18 protein-coding genes are annotated in these 18,002 nt (G+C 59.0%); 6 read left to right on the forward strand and 12 right to left on the reverse strand.

What is annotated here, in order from left to right; translation table 11 throughout:
- Positions 1-99 precede the first annotated feature (99 nt).
- Positions 100-447: a YacC family pilotin-like protein gene (locus tag AC6I7A_RS03375; protein ID WP_009092068.1), complete on the reverse strand. Its 348-nt coding sequence runs from the start codon at positions 445-447 to the stop codon at positions 100-102.
- A 181-nt stretch (positions 448-628) separates the two neighbouring features.
- Here AC6I7A_RS03375 and cueO point away from each other — a divergent pair, with 181 nt between their 5' ends.
- Entirely contained in the window at positions 629-2,260 is a 1,632-nt protein-coding gene (gene cueO / locus AC6I7A_RS03380) for a multicopper oxidase CueO (RefSeq protein WP_058957910.1), read from the forward strand.
- On the opposite strand, the gene AC6I7A_RS03385 is transcribed toward cueO, so the two are convergent.
- Positions 2,261-3,544 (reverse strand): cystathionine gamma-synthase family protein, encoded by a 1,284-nt coding sequence (locus AC6I7A_RS03385; RefSeq protein ID WP_058957911.1) that lies wholly within the window; start codon positions 3,542-3,544, stop codon positions 2,261-2,263.
- A gap of 235 nt (positions 3,545-3,779) precedes the next feature.
- Between AC6I7A_RS03385 and hpt the strand changes: the two genes are divergently transcribed.
- A complete protein-coding gene (hpt, locus tag AC6I7A_RS03390) occupies positions 3,780-4,316 on the forward strand; it encodes a hypoxanthine phosphoribosyltransferase (protein WP_009092060.1) in 537 nt (178 codons plus the stop codon).
- An 80-nt stretch (positions 4,317-4,396) separates the two neighbouring features.
- On the opposite strand, the gene can is transcribed toward hpt, so the two are convergent.
- Positions 4,397-5,053 carry a carbonate dehydratase gene (gene can, locus AC6I7A_RS03395; RefSeq protein ID WP_033736612.1) on the reverse strand — a complete coding sequence of 219 codons (657 nt, stop codon included), beginning with the start codon at positions 5,051-5,053 and terminating at the stop codon, positions 4,397-4,399.
- A 108-nt stretch (positions 5,054-5,161) separates the two neighbouring features.
- Between can and AC6I7A_RS03400 the strand changes: the two genes are divergently transcribed.
- The 3 genes from AC6I7A_RS03400 to AC6I7A_RS03410 all read left to right on the forward strand — a co-directional run bounded on the left by AC6I7A_RS03400 (position 5,162) and on the right by AC6I7A_RS03410 (position 8,292).
- Positions 5,162-6,091, forward strand: a complete 930-nt coding sequence (locus AC6I7A_RS03400; RefSeq protein WP_009092057.1) for an ABC transporter ATP-binding protein — start codon at positions 5,162-5,164, stop codon at positions 6,089-6,091.
- Positions 6,088-6,858, forward strand: coding sequence for an ABC transporter permease (locus tag AC6I7A_RS03405; protein ID WP_009092055.1), 771 nt, complete (start codon positions 6,088-6,090; stop codon positions 6,856-6,858). The genes AC6I7A_RS03400 and AC6I7A_RS03405 overlap by 4 nt, the downstream gene beginning before the upstream one ends.
- Before the next feature lie 420 nt (positions 6,859-7,278).
- The gene (locus tag AC6I7A_RS03410; protein WP_009092052.1) at positions 7,279-8,292 is read left to right on the forward strand and encodes an acyltransferase family protein; all 1,014 of its coding nucleotides are present in this window, start codon (positions 7,279-7,281) and stop codon (positions 8,290-8,292) included.
- A 55-nt stretch (positions 8,293-8,347) separates the two neighbouring features.
- Here the strand turns inward: AC6I7A_RS03410 and panD are convergent, their stop codons facing one another.
- The 9 genes from panD to thpR all read right to left on the reverse strand — a co-directional run bounded on the left by panD (position 8,348) and on the right by thpR (position 15,407).
- On the reverse strand, positions 8,348-8,728 hold the full coding sequence (panD, locus tag AC6I7A_RS03415) for an aspartate 1-decarboxylase (RefSeq protein ID WP_009092050.1): 381 nt from the start codon (positions 8,726-8,728) through the stop codon (positions 8,348-8,350).
- 47 nt (positions 8,729-8,775) lie between these two features.
- Positions 8,776-9,630, reverse strand: a complete 855-nt coding sequence (gene panC, locus AC6I7A_RS03420) for a pantoate--beta-alanine ligase (protein WP_046101244.1) — start codon at positions 9,628-9,630, stop codon at positions 8,776-8,778.
- A gap of 15 nt (positions 9,631-9,645) precedes the next feature.
- On the reverse strand, positions 9,646-10,440 hold the full coding sequence (gene panB / locus AC6I7A_RS03425) for a 3-methyl-2-oxobutanoate hydroxymethyltransferase (RefSeq protein WP_046101245.1): 795 nt from the start codon (positions 10,438-10,440) through the stop codon (positions 9,646-9,648).
- A gap of 83 nt (positions 10,441-10,523) precedes the next feature.
- Positions 10,524-11,009 carry a 2-amino-4-hydroxy-6-hydroxymethyldihydropteridine diphosphokinase gene (gene folK, locus AC6I7A_RS03430; protein ID WP_058957912.1) on the reverse strand — a complete coding sequence of 162 codons (486 nt, stop codon included), beginning with the start codon at positions 11,007-11,009 and terminating at the stop codon, positions 10,524-10,526.
- Positions 11,006-12,424: a polynucleotide adenylyltransferase PcnB gene (pcnB, locus tag AC6I7A_RS03435; RefSeq protein ID WP_208971008.1), complete on the reverse strand. Its 1,419-nt coding sequence runs from the start codon at positions 12,422-12,424 to the stop codon at positions 11,006-11,008. Before pcnB ends, folK begins: the two co-directional genes overlap by 4 nt.
- 88 nt (positions 12,425-12,512) lie before the next feature.
- Positions 12,513-13,391 (reverse strand): tRNA glutamyl-Q(34) synthetase GluQRS, encoded by an 879-nt coding sequence (gluQRS, locus tag AC6I7A_RS03440; protein ID WP_058957913.1) that lies wholly within the window; start codon positions 13,389-13,391, stop codon positions 12,513-12,515.
- Between the two features lie 73 nt (positions 13,392-13,464).
- Complete coding sequence (gene dksA, locus AC6I7A_RS03445; protein ID WP_008925615.1) at positions 13,465-13,920, reverse strand: RNA polymerase-binding protein DksA; 456 nt, start codon at positions 13,918-13,920, stop codon at positions 13,465-13,467.
- 247 nt (positions 13,921-14,167) lie between these two features.
- Positions 14,168-14,872 carry a DNA/RNA nuclease SfsA gene (gene sfsA, locus AC6I7A_RS03450; RefSeq protein WP_058957914.1) on the reverse strand — a complete coding sequence of 235 codons (705 nt, stop codon included), beginning with the start codon at positions 14,870-14,872 and terminating at the stop codon, positions 14,168-14,170.
- Positions 14,850-15,407: an RNA 2',3'-cyclic phosphodiesterase gene (gene thpR, locus AC6I7A_RS03455; protein ID WP_009092036.1), complete on the reverse strand. Its 558-nt coding sequence runs from the start codon at positions 15,405-15,407 to the stop codon at positions 14,850-14,852. Before thpR ends, sfsA begins: the two co-directional genes overlap by 23 nt.
- Positions 15,408-15,443: 36 nt before the next feature.
- On the opposite strand from thpR, the gene hrpB reads away from it, so the two are divergent.
- Complete coding sequence (hrpB, locus tag AC6I7A_RS03460; protein WP_498004401.1) at positions 15,444-17,927, forward strand: ATP-dependent helicase HrpB; 2,484 nt, start codon at positions 15,444-15,446, stop codon at positions 17,925-17,927.
- The last annotated feature ends 75 nt before the right edge of the window (positions 17,928-18,002 follow it).

An 18,002-nucleotide genomic window follows, 5' to 3' on the forward strand; every position in this document is an offset into this window, starting at 1 on the left:
GTGCTCTCCTCTGATGTCGCCATGAAGATGGGCGGCACATCATAGCTAACACTGACCGTGGTTGCACGGTCAAATGTCCGGCAGCAGAGGGCGGGGGCGTTACCTGACGTAAGCCAGCAGGCTCAGTGAATCGCGGGCCAGAGACTTGCACTTTTTGTCGTTGGTGATGGCGATGCCGCTGAGGTCGCGATAGCTCTCTTCGCCCAGCGCTTTCATGTTGTAGTTGCTGTAGTTGCTTAAATCCCAGCGGTTCTGCTGAGCAAAAAAGACCAGCGCTTTGCGAATCTGCGCGTCCGGAAGATCCTGATAGCCACAATCATTTTTCAGATAGACGAAAACCGCCGTGAGATCCGCCAGATCTTCCGCTTCGGATTCACTCAGGGCAAAACTGGTGGAGGAGAAGCCAAGGAGTCCCGTCAGCAGCAGGATCTTGATGCTTTGCTTCATAGTCGTTCTCTTCAATGGATATTGTTAATGACGTTAGCACAGTTGCTCTCAGGTTTTCGATTAATTTGCCGTGGTGAGCCGCTGCGCCGCCTTTTTTCGTCAGATTATCACGGGTAGCGCTTGACCTTCCCATAAGGTCAGGGTTTAGGCTGTGCGCTCTGATGCCACAAGGATGCTCACCATGCAACGTCGCCACTTCCTGAAACTCACCGCCGCACTGAGTGCAGCCGGAGCGTTACCGCTCTGGAGCCGTTCGCTGATGGCGGCACCCCGTCCGCTGCTGCCGATTCCCTCTTTGCTGGAACCCGACGCCAGAGGCACATACAGCCTTACCGCCATGCAGGGGAGCACGCAGTGGAACGGCAAAGCGGTGCCGACCTGGGGCTACAACGGCAGCCTGCTGGGGCCGGTACTGCGGCTGCAGCGCGGCCAGCCGGTGACGGTGAACATTCATAACCGGCTCAGCGAAGCGACCACGCTGCACTGGCACGGGCTGGAAATCCCTGGCGCGGTGGATGGCGGACCCCAGGCGGCGATAGCCCCCGGCGGCTCGCGTCAGGTCTCCTTCACGCCCGATCAGCCCGCCGCAACCTGCTGGTATCACCCTCATCTGCACGGCAAAACCGGGCATCAGGTGGCGCAGGGGCTGGCGGGCCTGATCCTGCTGGAAGATAAAGAGAGCGGCACACTGCGGCTGCCTGTGCAGTGGGGCGTGGATGATGTGCCGCTGATTTTTCAGGATAAGCAGCTGACTCAGGATGGCCGCCATATCGACTATCAGCTCGACGTGATGCGCGCGGCGGTAGGCTGGTTTGGTGACATGATGCTGACTAACGGGGCGCACTATCCGCAGCATGCGGTGCCGCGCGGCTGGCTGCGTCTGCGCCTGCTCAACGGCTGTAATGCCCGGTCGCTGCACGTTGCCGCCAGTGATAAACGTCCTCTCTATGTGATCGCCAGCGACGGCGGTCTGCTGGCGGAGCCGGTCAGCGTCGACGCGCTGCCAATCCTGCCGGGCGAGCGCTTTGAGGTGATGATCGACACCTCCGATGGCAAAGCCTTTGATCTGGTGACGCTGCCTACCGATCAGATGGGGATGACGCTGCCGCCATTCGATCAACCGCTGCCGCTGGTGCAGATCCTGCCGCTGCGGGTGATGGCCAGTGCCACGCTGCCGGATCGGCTGGCGACGCTGCCCGCTCTGCCCGCGACAGCGGGGCTGCACACCCGCTGGCTGCAGCTGATGATGGACCCGCAGCTGGACCAGCAGGGGATGCAGGCGCTGATGCAGCGCTATGGCGAGAAAGCGATGGGCAAAGGCGGGCATCACGCGATGCCGCAGAGGCAGGGAAAAGCCGGGGAGACGGGCGACCATCCGGCGATGGCGCAGGCGCACGGCTCATCCGCCGCGCCGATGGATCACAGCATGCACGGTATGGCGGGTATGGCGCAGCCAGCGGGTTATGATTTCCGAAACGGCAATAAAATCAACGGTCAGGCGTTTGATATGACGAAACCGTCGTTTGCGGTGAAGTTGGGCGACTATGAGAAGTGGACGATCTCCGGCGAAGGCGATGCGATGCTGCATCCGTTTCATATTCACGGCACGCAGTTCCGCATTCTCTCCGAGAATGGCAAACCGCCGGCACCCCATAGGCAGGGCTGGAAAGATATGGTCAATGTCGACGGCTGGCGCAGTGAAGTGCTGGTGCGCTTCAACTATGTCGCCGCCGCCGAACACGCTTATATGGCCCATTGTCATCTGCTGGAGCATGAAGATACCGGCATGATGCTGGGCTTTACCGTAAGCTGATTACGCCTGATCCAGCGCCAGCCTGATGTCTTCAATCAGGTCACCGGCGTTCTCGATGCCAATCGACAGCCGTACCGTGGCGTCAGTGATACCAATACGCTGACGCACCGCCTGCGGCACGCCGGAGTGGGTGGTGCTGCCAGGATGGCTGGCCAGCGACTCGGTGCCGCCCAGGCTCACCGCCTGTTTAAACAGCGACAGCGCATTGAGAAAACGGAACGCAGCGGGCTGATCGCCGACGATATCAAACGAGAAGGTCGAACCTGCGCCGCTGCACTGCTCGCGATACGTTTTGCCCTCGGCGCTCTCCGCGTCGAGATAGGGCAGCCAGTGCAGCTTCGCCACTTTCGGGTGATCGCGCAGAAACGCCGCCACGGCTTCGGCATTGTGAAAGGCTTTCTCCATGCGCAGCGACAGCGTTTCCAGCGATCGGCTGAGCATCCAGCTTGAGTGCGGGTCCAGCTGGGTACCGATGGCGCTGCGCAGGGCGCGCACTTTTGCCATCAGTGCTTTGCTGCCCATCGCCGCCCCCGCAATCAGGTCTGAATGCCCCCCCACATATTTAGTCAGCGAGTAGAGCGAGAGATCCGCGCCCAGGGTCAGCGGCTGCTGGAACAGCGGGCCGAGCAGCGTGTTGTCACAGGCGATAATGGGTCGGGAGCCCTGCTGCTGGTCAATCTCATCAGCGATACGCGCCATCAGACGAATGTTGACCAGGCTGTTGGTGGGATTCGCCGGGGTTTCAATCAGGATGATCGCCACGCGGCCCTGCGCCATCGCCTGCTGTGCCGCCTCACGTACTCTGGCCTCATCATTGCCGTCGCTGAAGCCGACCGCGCCAATCTCCAGATTGTGCAGCGTCTTGCTGAGCAGGGTTTCGGTGCCGCCATACAGCGGCTGGGAGTGCAGGATCACCTCGCCGGGACGGGCAAAGGTCAGCAGGGTGGTGGCGATAGCGGCCATGCCGGAGGAGAAGAGTGAGCAGCTCTCCGCCTGCTCATAGACGGCCAGCCGATCTTCCACGATTTCGCTGTTAGGGTGGTTAAAGCGGGAGTAGACCAGCCCGCCCGATTTGCCCTCTGGCGGCTCGCGCCGGCCGGAGACGTAATCGAAGAAATCGCGTCCCTCTTCGGCGCTGTCGAAGACAAAGGTGGAGGTCAGAAAGACCGGCGGCTTCACCGCGCCTTCTGACAGGCGGGGATCGTAGCCATAGTTCAGCATCTGCGTTTCAGGGTGCAGCGGCCTGTCGCCGATATGCGTTTTCTTGCTTGAAGGTGAAGTCATTGTGATCTCCGGCCTGCGGCGCGAGTAGGGTAACGATATGTTGGATAAAGGCTACCATGCAGCGAATCATGCTGGTAAATGCCGTAATGTTCTAAGGTAATGCGCATTTGAGCCAGCCGCAGACGACTGTGAACAATTTTCGCGACGTAATCGTTTGCCTGCGCTGCGGCGCAGCCGACGCGGCGGCGTCTGTGATAGACTTCGGGGCTTTTCTGACGTAACCGGGCTGAACGCAATGAAACACACTGTTGAAGTGATGATCCCTGAACAGGCAATCGCCACGCGCATCGCTGAACTGGGCAAAGAGATTACCGATCACTACCGCGACAGCGGCAGCGATATGGTGCTGGTGGGGCTGCTGCGCGGCTCATTCATGTTCATGGCTGACCTGTGTCGCGCCATTGAGGTGCCGCATGAAGTCGATTTTATGACCGCCTCCAGTTACGGCAGCGGCATGTCCAGCTCACGTGATGTGAAAATCCTGAAAGATCTGGACGAGGACATTCGCGGCAAGGATGTGCTGATCGTCGAAGATATCATTGATTCCGGCAACACCCTGAGCAAAGTGCGGGAGATCCTGCAGCTGCGTCAGCCAAAATCACTGGCGATCTGCACCCTGCTGGATAAGCCTGAACGCCGCGAAGTCGAGGTTAACGTTGAGTATGTCGGCTTCGCCATTCCCGATGAATTTGTGGTGGGCTTTGGTATCGACTACGCCCAGCACTATCGCCATCTGCCTTACATCGGCAAAGTGGTGCCGCTGGAATCCTGACAGCGCATAACCGCACATTCTTCCAAGGCCTGCACCCTCCGACTGGTGTAGGCTATGTCGCGTTTTGCGCCGCGATCGGTTCAGGCTTCGACCTTCATCTGCAGACTGGCGATGCCGTTGCGGTAGCGCTGTTCCAGGATCTCCCGGCTGTCTGCCGTGACATCAAGGTTACGCAGGCAGCCGTCCTGAATGCCGTAAACCCAGCCGTGCAGTGAGACTTTCTGCCCGCGTTTCCAGGCAGATTGCACTACGGTCGAGTGTCCCAGGTTATAGACCTGTTCAATCACGTTGATTTCACACAGTTTGTCCAGGCGCTTATCCGGCGGGAGTTCCCCCAGCAACACGCTATGCTTGTACCAGAGGTCGCGGATGTGCAGCAGCCAGTTGTCGATCAACCCCAGCTCCGGGTTATCCATCGCGGCCTGCACGCCGCCGCAGCCGTAGTGGCCGCACACGATGACGTGTTCAACTTCCAGCACTTCAATAGCGTACTGCACCACGGACAGACAGTTCAGATCGGTGTGGATCACCAGATTGGCGACGTTGCGGTGAACAAAGAGTTCGCCCGGTTCAAGTCCGGTCAGGCGTTCGGCAGGAACACGACTGTCTGAGCAGCCGATCCACAGGAAGCGCGGTTTTTGTGCCTGGGCGAGCCGCTCAAAAAAGCCGGGATCTTCTTCAATCAGTAATTTTGACCATTCGCGGTTGTTACTGATCAGGGTGTTAATGTCTGTCATGGCGTTGAGCGACCGGTTACTGCGCAAGGTGCGCGCGCGTACTATATGCCAGGGCTGACTAAATTTAAACGGCATTACGATGCCACCAAAACAGGGTATGGATGCAGAATGACATATGCACTGGAACTTTCTCAGCTGACCAAGACCTATCCCGGCGGCGTACAGGCGCTGAAGGGCATCGATCTTAACGTTGAAGCGGGTGACTTTTATGCGCTGCTGGGGCCAAACGGTGCCGGTAAATCCACCACCATCGGGATTATCAGTTCGCTGGTCAATAAATCCGGCGGCAGCGTGCGGGTGTTTGGCTACGACCTGCAAAAAGATGTGGTGAATGCCAAGCGCCAGCTCGGCCTGGTGCCACAGGAGTTTAACTTTAACCCGTTTGAGACGGTGATGCAGATCGTCGTTAACCAGGCGGGTTACTACGGCGTCGGACGGCGTGAGGCCAATCAGCGGGCGGAGAAGTACCTGAAACAGCTCGATCTGTGGGGAAAACGCAGTGAACGGGCGCGCATGCTCTCCGGCGGGATGAAACGCCGTCTGATGATCGCCCGCGCGCTGATGCATGAGCCCAAACTGCTGATTCTGGATGAGCCGACGGCGGGGGTCGATATCGAACTGCGGCGCTCAATGTGGGGGTTCCTGAAAGATCTGAATGCCAAAGGCACCACCATCATTCTCACCACCCACTATCTGGAAGAGGCGGAGATGTTGTGCCGCAACATCGGCATCATCCAGAGCGGTGAGCTGGTGGAAAACACCTCGATGAAAGGGCTGCTGTCCAAGCTGAAATCAGAAACCTTTATCCTCGATCTGGCGCCGCGCAGTCCGCTGCCCGCGCTGGAAGGATTCCAGTATCGCCTGACGGATACCTCCACGCTGGAGGTGGAAGTGCTGCGTGAGCAGGGGCTGAACAGCGTCTTCAGCCAGCTGAGTGCGCAGGGGGTGCAGGTACTGAGTATGCGAAATAAAGCGAACCGTCTGGAAGAGCTGTTCGTTGGCCTGACGACGCAGGGAAAAACAGGAGCAAAAGCATGACACATTTGTACTGGGTGGCGCTGAAAAGTATCTGGGCCAAAGAGATTAACCGTTTTGCCCGCATCTGGATCCAGACGCTGGTGCCGCCGGTGATCACCATGACGCTCTATTTCATCATCTTCGGTAACCTGATCGGGTCACGCATTGGTGAGATGCACGGCTTCAGCTATATGCAGTTTATCGTGCCGGGATTGATCATGATGGCGGTAATTACCAACGCCTATGCTAACGTCGCATCCTCATTCTTCAGTGCCAAATTCCAGCGCAACATTGAAGAGCTGCTGGTCGCGCCGGTGCCGACCCACATCATTATTGCGGGGTATGTCGGCGGCGGCGTGGCGCGTGGTGTCTGCGTCGGGGTTCTGGTCACGGCCATTTCGCTCTTCTTCGTGCCGTTTCACGTTCACTCCTGGACGATGGTGGCGGTGACGCTGCTGCTGACCGCGATTCTGTTTTCACTGGCCGGTCTGCTGAACGCCGTGTTTGCCCGGACCTTTGACGATATCAGCCTGATCCCGACCTTTGTGCTGACGCCGCTGACCTATCTGGGTGGCGTGTTCTATTCGCTGAGTCTGCTGCCGCCATTCTGGCAGGCCGTTTCGAAGCTGAACCCTATCGTCTATATGATCAGCGGTTTCCGCTATGGCTTCCTGGGCATTAATGACGTGCCGCTGGCCTTTACGCTTTCGGTATTGATCGCGTTTATTCTGGTCTTTTACGGGCTGGTCTATGCGCTGATTCAGCGCGGACGCGGATTACGCACCTGACGAAACCTTTACCGAAGCCACGCAGCGAAACGCGCGTGGCTTTTTTATTGCTGGATAAAAAATCGCCGCCTTTTCCGGTTGTCACTGGCCTTAAAAAACGATCCTTTCTTCTGCTCCGCCTCTCTTTTTTCACGCGATTGCGGAAAATAGCCGCCTTTTTCGCCCTCCTGATAAAAAATAACCCTAAGCATTATCTGATATTAAAGTGGAACCGGTTTCTATCTTAATGATTCTCCACTGTTAAATTTTTTTTAAGATTAGCCTTAAGCCCCGACTGTTGTTTATTTCAGCGCGAGTGATCAGAATACCGCCGAATAAGGTTATTCCTCTGCTCAGGGACGAAAGGGCGGGAATGGAGTGTCTGTAATAAGAAGAATGGTCGCACATTCAGGGCCAGTTTTTAATCAAAGGCAGGAAAAGATGAATCGTATAACGTGGATCGACAATCTGCGGGGATTGAGTATTCTCGCAATCATTTTTTTGCACAGTACTATCGCTGTCCATAACAATGCCGGTCATTTTACCGCCTTCAGCAGCCTGCTAAATGAGATGCTGGCACCGGTAAGGCTGGGGCTGATGTTTTTTGTGTCGGGCTTATTTGTCGATGCCGGATTAAGAAAAGGCCTGGGTCCTTTTTTTAATAACAAGGTGCGCAGTATTCTCTATCCGTTCGTGGTCTGGGTGGCAGTTTATGGCGGGCTGAAAATTCTGTTCAGCTCAATGGCCAATACGCCGCAATCGCCGATGAATATTATTCTCTCTCACCTGACCGGCGGCGGCGATATGACCTGGTTCCTGCATTCGCTGTTTATCTTCTTTATTGTGATTATCTTTGCCCGCCATCTGCCGTTCCTGCTGGTGTTCGGCATCTGTATGGCGCTGAGCTGGGCATTGCCAGCCATTGACCCGGACGGCGTGTTTGCCAGTTTCGATAACAGCCACATTAATAAATCCCTTTATCTGTTTGTTTTCTTCTATCTGGGCGATTACGTGGTGAGAAAGCAGGTGGATATCGCGGAGAAAGTGCAGCACGGTCCGACCCTGCTCATTTCGGTGGCCAGTTTTGCGCTGCTCTCCTGCCTGAATATTTTTGTGCTGGATCGTCATTCGCAGGCATTACTCTCACCGCTGGCACTGCTGTCAGTTCCGTTCTTTGTCTGGATTGCGCTGAAGCTGAAGTCTGAACTGGTTTATTATATCGGCGTCAATTCTATCGTCTTCTATCTGTCGCATTATCTGGCGATTCAGTTCTTCAGTAAGATTGTGAAATTTGAAAGCCCGTCCGCCTGGGTTAACGATCTGAAGTTTATTTCAGCTTTCCTGGTGGCGCTGGCGCTACCCTGGACGCTCTGTCTGATGAGAAAGCGTGGCTGGTTTAATTTCCTCTTTACGATGAAAAAACCGTCGAAGCCGCTGGCGGCCAAACCGGTTTAACGGAAATAATCGCAAAGAAAAAGGGCCGGCCGTATCACGGGCGGCCCTTTTTTTATCAGGCGATCTGTACCGGCAGCGCTTTTGCCAGACGCTTCATCTGGTTGTCACCCTCAAAATAGGCGACCTTAGGCTGCCACTGACGCGCTTCCGCATCTTCAACCTGCACATAGGAGCAGATAATTAAAATATCGCCCTGGCAGGCGCAGCGGGCGGCCGCACCATTTACCGAAATGATTTTTGAACCACGCTCAGCCGCGATAGCATAGGTGGAAAAACGCTGACCGTTGGTGACGTTATAAATATCGATCGCTTCATATTGCAGAATGCCGGAAGCATCCAGGAAATCCTGATCGATTGCGCAGGAACCTTCGTAATTGAGGTCCGCCTGCGTCACTTTCACGCGGTGTAATTTGCCTTGCAGAACAGTGCGAATCATAGCCAGAAACCTTGTCAGAGAAATAAAGTAATCTGTAGCGGGTGAGCTTACAGCGTCAGGTCAACGGTTTGGTTGTCAATCAGGCGGGCATTGCCCAGCCAGGCGGCCATCAGCACGACAGCGCGCTGGCTGTCCACTGTCAGCGGCTGCAGCGTTTCCGCATCGCAGATCGCCAGGCCATCAGGACGCAATCCCTGCGCGACCAGCGCCTCACTGGCCGCCTCGATAATCTCTTCAACATGGCGCTCGCCGTTTTCCAGCCGCGTGGCCATCTGACGCATCACCTGGCTCAGCACCGGGGCCAGCTGACGCTCATCGGCCGTCAGGTAGCCGTTGCGCGAACTCAGCGCCAGACCATCCGCAGCCCGTACGGTAGGCACGCCGACAATTTCAATGTCGAAGCCCATATCGGCCACCATCTTACGAATGATAGCCAGCTGCTGAAAATCCTTTTCACCGAAACAGGCAATGTCGGGCTGCACCAGATTAAAGAGTTTACTGACGATGGTCGCCACGCCGCGAAAATGGCCCGGACGGGTCGCGCCCTCAAGCAGAGAGGAGAGCACCGGCACCTCAACAAAGGTCTGATTCTGCGCGCCCTGCGGATAGACTTCAGCCGGCGAGGGGGCAAAGACGACATCCACCTGATGGCGGTTCAGCTTTTCGCAATCTTCCTGCAGCGTGCGCGGATAACGGGCCAGGTCGTCTGCCCGGTCAAACTGCATCGGATTCACGAAGATCGACACAATCACGATGTCGCCGCGCGCCCGCGCCTCATCCACCAGCGTCAGATGCCCTTCATGCAGGTTGCCCATGGTCGGCACCAGCGCAATACGTTTACCCTGCTGACGCCAGCGACGGACTTCCTGGCGCAGCATCAGCAGCGTTTCAATGATCAACACGGTGACTCTCCCGAATTACTGGAAACTGTGCTCGGCCGCCGGGTAGGTGCCGGCTTCAACTTCAGCGATATAGTGGCGAATCGCCGCGCGAACATCGCCGCTCTCCGCCAGGAAATTTTTGGCAAATTTAGGGATGTGGCCGCCGGTCACGCCCAGGGCGTCATGCATCACCAGAATCTGTCCATCGGTGACGTTACCGGCACCAATGCCGATCACCGGAATAGTGAGGGCGGCGGTGATCCGCCGGGCCAGCGAGACCGGCACGCACTCCAGCACCATCAGCTGTGCACCCGCGGCTTCCAGCGCCAGCGCGTCGGCCAGCAGCTGCTCGGCTCCCGCTTCATCACGCCCCTGGACTTTATAACCGCCAAAGATATTGACCGACTGCGGCGTCAGCCCCAGGTGACCACACACCGGCACCGCCCGCTCGGTCAGCATCCGGACGGTTTCAGCCAGCCAGCTGCCGCCTTCCAGTTTGACCATGTTGGCTCCGGCGCGCATCAGCTGCGCAGCGTTGTCAAAGGTCTGTGCCGGCGTGGCATAGCTCATGAAGGGCAGGTCAGCGAGCAGCAGCGCCTGCGGCGCGCCACGGCGCACGGCGGCGGTGTGATAGGCGATGTCGCTGACCGTCACCGGCAGCGTTGAGTCATGCCCCTGAATCGTCATACCTAACGAATCGCCAACCAGCAGCACCTGAATGCCTTCATCGGCAAACAGGCGGGCAAAACTGAAATCGTAGGCGGTCAGCGTCGCGAATTTTTTACCGCTGGCTTTCGCCTGACGCAGATGTGAAATCGTGGTGGGTTTCATGGCGCTCTCAACTCAGGGATTCTGATGGGCGCAGTTTACTGGATAGCGTCAGAGAGCGGAATCAGAGAGTTGTGTTTGTCTGCTCAGCGCGGCCACAGGGTGATGCTGCGGCTGTCGAGCGTGGTCAGAATCGTGCTGAGCGCGCGGCCATCCGGCAGGCGAACATCCGGCGCAATCGCCAGCAGCGGCACCAGCATAAACGCCCGATTCAGCAGGTCATAGTGCGGCACCGTCAGGCGTTCGCTGTTGATTACCGCCTCGCCAAACAGCATCAGATCGATATCCAGCGTGCGCGGTCCCCAGCGCTCCGCCTTTCGCACCCGGCCATGCTCCTGCTCAATCCGCTGGGTGTGGTCCAGCAGCGCTTCTGCGCTGAGATCGGTCTCCAGCGCCACGGCGGCATTCAGGAAGTCGGGCTGATCAGGCGGGCCATAGGGCGGCGTGCGGTAGAAGGGCGAGGTGGCAATGCGCTGCGTCTGCGGCAACGCATCCAGGGCACGAAGCGCTGCATCAACCTGATGCAGCGGGTCGGCCAGATTACTGCCTAATGCCAGGTAAACCCGGGTCATGAGGCGTTCTGGTTGTCACGACGCGGCGCGGAAGAACGGCGGCGCGGACGACGCGATTTATGGCGCGGCACCGGATCGTCGCCGAGGTTGTTCAGCATGTTTTTCTGCTGCGGCGGCGCGGCGACCTGGAATTCGCCCCACCACTGGCTCAGACGCAGCAGTTCCGGGTTATTTTCCACTTCCGCCCGCAGCGCCAGCAGATCGTAAGCGGCGCGGAATTTCGGATGCTCCATCAGTTTCCAGGCGCGTTTGCCGTGACGGCGCGACATGCGTAGCTGCAGCAGCCAGATATCGCGGATCAGCGAGGTGATGCGCTTCGGAATCGCCAGCGCACGGCAGGCTTCATCCAGCGTATCATTCATCGCCATCGCAAAGGCTTCAAAGTAGGTCAGGCCACTCTCCTGCGCAATGCGCTCTGCCGCTTCCAGCTGCGGATACCAGAACATCGCGGCAAACAGAAACGCCGGATTCACGCGCATATCATTCTGAATGCGGTTATCGGTGTTTTTCAGCACCTGCGCCAGCATGCGCTCCATGTGGCTGTCGCTGTTTTCCGTGAAGTTGCGCGCCAGCGTCGGGAACAGCGGCTGGAACAGCTGATATTCACAGAGCTTCAGATAGGTGCTGTAGCCGTAGCCCGCCTGAAGCAGCTTCAGCGACTCTTCAAACAGGCGAGCCGGTGGAATATCACGCAGCAGCGAGGCCAGACGCGGGATCGGCTCTGCCGTTTCCGGCGCAATGCGCATATTAAGCTTCGCAGCAAAGCGCGCCACGCGCAGCATACGGACCGGGTCTTCGCGGTAACGGGTTTCCGGATCGCCAATCAGGCGGATGATGCCCTGTTCCAGATCGCTGATGCCGCCCACGTAGTCACGCACGGTGAAATCCGCCACGCTGTAGTAGAGGCTGTTGATGGTGAGATCGCGGCGCTGAGCATCATCTTCAATCGAACCGAAAATGTTGTCGCGCAGCAGCATGCCGCTCTGGGCACGCTGCGAACTGTTGCGATCCTCAGCCATCTCTTCCGCCTGATGATGTCCACGGAAGGTGGCAACTTCGATCACTTCCGGGCCAAACATCACGTGTGCCAGACGGAAACGGCGACCGACCAGACGGCAGTTGCGGAACAGCTTGCGCATCTGCTCAGGTGTGGCGTTGGTCGTCACGTCGAAATCTTTCGGTTTTTGCCCCAGTAGCAAATCGCGCACGCCACCGCCTACCAGATAGGCTTCATAACCGGCTTTATTGAGGCGATAGAGCACTTTGAGGGCATTTTCGCTGATGTCTTTACGTGAGATGGTATGGCTTTCACGAGGGATGATGGTCATAAGACGCTCTGGTTCAACCTCTGCTGGGGCTTCCTCTTCATCACGCTTCAGGACTTTCCGGCAAAAATTAGCTACTCGGGTAAAAATGGGACACCTCGACAGTGGCATAAAAAGGGTGTAGGTAAAATCAGCGGCTAATCATAGCCTGTTGAGAACCGTTTGAGAATGCTGTTGTCTATGCATCCGGTTTCAGGGCGTTCTCCTGCGGCATCAAAGCGATATTCCACTGCGACACCGCATCAGACAGCAGTTTGTCCTGCGTTAAGTCCTGCCAGCCGGGTGAAACAGGCTGTCCGAGAAAGCGCAACGCCGCCACTAACAGCGGCCGGGCGTCGCCATCCGGCAGCGACGGCGCATGATTCTGCTTCGACAGCTTATTACCGTCGTGATTAAGCGCCAGCGGCAGGTGCAGCCAGGCGGGCACCGTCCAGCCGAACTGCTGATAAAGCGCAATCTGCCGCACGGTCGGCTCAATAAGATCGGCGCCGCGCACCACTTCGGTAATCCCCTGAAAGTGATCGTCAACCACCACCGCCAGGTTATAGGCAAACAGCCCGTCGCGCCGGTGAATAATAAAATCTTCCTCTGCCAGCCCCCTGTCCGCCTCAACGTGACCGCGCAGCCGATCCTCAAAGGCAAAAACCGGGGCATGCTGACGTAAACGCAGCGCAGCATTCTCCGGCCCGCGATGCCGATCGCGGCAGTAGCCATCATAGAAACCGCCAATCTCCTGAATGCGGCGCCGCGGGCAGGTGCAGAAATAGCTCTGACGATGCTGCTGCAGCCAGGCCAGCGCCTCCCGGTAGGCTTCATGACGCTGCGACTGCCACAGCACCTCACCATCCCACTCCAATCCATAGTGCGCCAGCTGATGCAGGATACGATCTGCAGCCCCCGGCACTTCGCGTGGCGGGTCGATATCTTCAATCCGCACCCGCCAGAGCCCGTTCTGCGCACGCGCGCTCAGGTAACTGCCCAGCGCAGCAATCAGCGAGCCGAAATGGAGTTCACCAGAAGGAGAGGGGGCGAAGCGACCGATACAGGAGGATGACATAGGTTTCAGAAGTGACCACGCAGCGGACAGGACAACAGATGTACCGCTGCGTGGCAACAGGCTGGACGCGGCATCAGCCGGCCATTTGTTTCTCACGAATTTCTGCTAAGGTCTTACAGTCGATGCAGAGATCGGCGGTAGGACGCGCTTCGAGACGGCGGATACCGATCTCTACGCCACAGGAATCGCAATAGCCGAAGTCGTCATCTTCCACTTTCTTCAGCGTCTTCTCGATCTTTTTAATCAGTTTACGTTCGCGATCGCGGTTACGCAGCTCCAGGCTGAACTCCTCTTCCTGCGCGGCACGGTCTACCGGGTCCGGGAAGTTAGCAGCTTCATCCTGCATGTGCGATACGGTACGATCGACTTCGTCCCGCAATTGATTACGCCAGGCTTCCAGAATCTTGCGAAAATGGGTCAGCTGCGCGTCGTTCATATACTCTTCGCCCGGTTTCACCTGGTAAGGTTCGACGCCGGCGATAGCGAGAATACTCAGGGACGATGTTTTACGGTTTTGACCTTCTTGCATGTTGCTTCTCCTGGATAACACGCACTATACCCTTCGACTTGCGTCTCGCAGGGGCGTTGCTGCCAGCCTGCATTTGACATCTGCGGGGTACATCGATCCCCCATTGGGGAAAAAAACAGGCCGCTATAAATAACAGAAGCAGTCAGGGTTGGCAATTCTTCGTGAACACACCTTGACAAGCCTGTGAGGAACAGCGTAGTTGGTCTCCGATTCTGAGCATTCTTACCACATAAAATTGCAAAAGATATTACAAGGTTACGTTAACCGGCGTTTTAAGAACTATTCCCGCCGCGGATAAGTCTGCCTGATACGCGAAAACCTCTACACCCTCTCGCTGCGCCTGAGCCAGTTGCTCTGCATACGCCGCATCAATGTGGCGTGCCGGGGAAACGTCCTCAATCCCCGAGTGCAGAACGGCAAACAACAAAACGGCCCGATGACCCTCTGCCGCAACCGTCGCCAGTTCACGCAGGTGTTTCTGTCCTCGAATCGTCACCGCATCCGGAAAATAACCTTTACCTTCATGTAAAAGGGTTACGGATTTCACCTCAATATAGCAGTTGCGTCGACCCTCTGCTCTGAGCAGGAAATCAATTCTGCTTTTTTCACTGCCATATCTGACTTCCGCCTGACGCTGGGCATAACCGGTCAGTTCCGCTATCCGGTTCTGGTCCAGCGCTTCGGCTACCAGTTGATTCGCGCGCAGCGTATTGACGCAGATCCACTCTCCCGCCTGCGTCTCGGTCAGCTCCCAGCTGTGCGGGTATTTGCGCGTCAGGCTGCCGGAGGTGGAGTACCAGACCCGATCGCCTGGGGTGGCGCAGCCGGTCATGGCGCCGGTGTTGGCGCAGTGAATCGTCAGCTGCTCGCCCTCGGGCGTCACGACATCGGCCAGGAAGCGCTTGTAGCGGGCGATCAGGCGGGCGGGCTTAAGAGGAGGAGAGAAGTGCATGGGGATCCTGAGAGCGTAACGGCCAGCTGGCCAGGGTGCGATAACGGGTACGGCCCCGGCTGTACTCCGAGGCAAACAGCGAAAACGCCGGGACATGAAAACGCCAGTGAAAGCCGCGCGGCGGCAGCGCCACGGGCTGTGTCGCCTGGCGTAACAGCGTAATGTGCGGATGAAACGGCTGTGGGCTCTGGTGGCAGCCGTGCCGGGCGGCCTGGGCCCGCAGCAGGCTGGCGAGCTGTAACAGACCGCGTGGGGCGCGCTGGCAGCCGAGCCAGACCACGCCGGGGCGGGGCCAGTGTCCGGCATCATCCAGCTCGAGATCGAAGCCGGGCTGATCAATGCGCGATGCCAGCGTCTGCAGGCGCTGGGAGGTCTCCGGCGCGACCTCGCCGAGAAACGCCAGCGTCAGGTGCAGACTGGCGGCGGCCACCGGCTGGCCCGCCTCCGCAGGGAAGGTGTCGGCCCGCCAGCGCACCAGCTGTTGCTGCATCGCGTCAGGCAGGCTGATGGCAAAAAATAAGCGTTGTGTCGCCATGGCGCTCTCCGGCAAATATCACGGATGGATGCTACAATGCGCGCCATCTTAGCACAGGCAGAAGCGGAGTTTGCTGTGAGCGATTTACCGGTCAGCGCGGTGCTGCCTGACATTCTGGCGGCACTGAACCACGCCCCTCAAATCCTGCTGGCCGCACCGACGGGGGCAGGCAAATCGACCTGGCTGCCGCTGCAGCTGTTACAGCAGGCGGCGCTGCCGGGGCGAATCATCATGCTGGAGCCACGGCGGCTGGCGGCGCGCAACGTAGCGCAACGGCTGGCGGAGCAGCTCGGCGAGCAGCCGGGGGCGACGGTAGGATTCCGTATGCGCGGCGAAAGCTGCGTCGGACCAGAGACGCGACTGGAAGTGGTGACCGAAGGCATGCTGACGCGCATGCTTCAGCACGACCCGATGCTGGAGGGCGTGTCGCTGGTGATCCTGGATGAGTTTCACGAGCGCAGCCTGCAGGCCGATCTGGCGCTGGCGATGCTGCTTGATGTGCAGCAGGGGCTGCGCGACGACCTCCGAATCCTGCTGATGTCCGCCACGCTGGACAATGCCCGGCTGGCGGCGCTGCTGCCCGACGCCCCTTTGATCGTCTCAGAAGGACGCAGCTTTCCGGTGGAGCGGCGTTATGCGTCGCTGAACCAGACGGTGCGTTTCGAAGAGGCGGTAGCGCGTGAAGTTGCCCAGCTGCTGCGGGAGGAGAGCGGTTCGCTGCTGCTGTTTCTGCCGGGCGTGGCGGAGATCGAACGGGTGAAGCGTGAACTGGAAGCGCGCATCAGCGACGACGTGGATCTGACGCCGCTCTACGGTGCGCTGCCGCTGGCGGCACAGCGCCGGGCAATCCAGCCCGCCGCGGCCGGACGCCGCAAAGTGGTGCTCGCCACCAATATTGCCGAAACCAGTCTGACCATTGAGGGGATCCGGCTGGTGGTCGACAGCGCACTGGAACGCAGCGCCCTGTTCGATGCCCGCAGTGGCGTGACGCGTCTGCAGACCCAGCGCATCAGCCAGGCGTCTATGATCCAGCGTGCGGGCCGCGCCGGGCGTCTGATGCCGGGGATCTGCCTGCATTTACTGCCGCAGGAGCAGGCCGCCCGCGCGGCCGCGCAGAGCGAGCCGGAGATCATGAACAGCGATCTCTCCTCGCTGTGGCTGGATCTGCTGCAGTGGGGCTGCACCCAGCCGCAACAGCTGCAGTGGCTGGATCAGCCACCGGCGAAAAACCTGGCGACGGCCCGGCAGCAGTTAACCCGTCTGGGGGCACTGGATGACCATGGCCTGCTGAATACCCTGGGGCGGCGCATGGCACAGCTGGGCAGCGATCCGCGCCTGGCGGCGATGCTCTGTGCGGCGGGCGACGAGGCGGATGCGGTCGCCAGCGCCGCACTGCTGGTGGCGATTCTGGAAGAGCCACCCCGCAGCGGCAGCGCCGATCTGCGCGATGCACTGCACCGGCCTCAGGCTCAGTGGCAGCGGCGGGCGCAGCAGTGGCAGCAGCGACTGAAGGTGCGAGGCGGACGGGTCGATGAGGATCGTTTCGCTGGCTTGCTGGCGGTGGGGTTTGGCGATCGGCTGGCGCGGCGACGCGACCAGAGCGGCCGCTATCAGCTCGCCAACGGGCTGGGGGCCAGGCTGGATGAGCAGGATGGCCTGACGCGTCATGAATGGCTGATCGCGCCTGCCCTGTTACAGAGCAGCGCCGCGCCGGATGCCCGGATGCTGCTGGCTCTGCCGGTCGACATTGAGGCGCTATGCCAGCAGCGGCCCGCCCTGGTTGAGCGCCGCACCGAGGTTGAGTGGGATGAAGAGAAGGGCACGCTGCGCGCCCTGAAGCGTGAGCAGATTGGCGCACTGATACTCCGGACGCAGCCGATGGCAAAGCCGGAACCGGCGGTGCTGCACGCGGCGATGCTGCGCTGGATTGCGGAAAAGGGGCTGTCCGTGCTCGGCTGGACGCCAGAGGCAGAGCAGCTACGGGTGCGTATCCAGTGTGCGGCGCAGTGGCTGCCGGAAGAGGGCTGGCCTGTCGTCGATGATGCGGCACTGCTTGAACGTCTGCCGGAGTGGCTGCTGCCGCAGATGACCACAGTGCGCGATCTCCGCAGCCTGCAGGCGGTAAACCTGACCTCCGCACTCTTACATTTACTCACATGGTCACAACGTCAGCGGCTGGATAGTGCGCTGCCAACTCATTACACTGTGCCGACCGGAAGCCGGCTGCCGATTCGCTACGATGCGGAGAAGCCGCCCGCGCTGGCGGTACGGATTCAGGAGATGTTTGGTGAAGCGCAGAACCCCACCGTAGCGGAAGGACGCATTCCGCTGGTGCTGGAGCTGTTATCGCCCGCCCAGCGGCCGTTGCAGATCACCCGCGATCTGGCGGCGTTCTGGCGCGGTGCCTGGCCGGAGGTCAGGAAAGAGATGAAGGGACGTTATCCGAAACACCTCTGGCCCGACGATCCGGCTACCGCCTTGCCAACAAGGCGAACCAAAAAAATGTCCCCGCAGGGTTGAGTCCACTGGATCGAATTCAGAGGGTTCTGCCATGCGTTATGCGAGAAAGCAGTTAGAGTAGCGGCGCTGCCGTAA

The sequence above is a fragment of the Type-F symbiont of Plautia stali genome, from assembly GCF_059731105.1.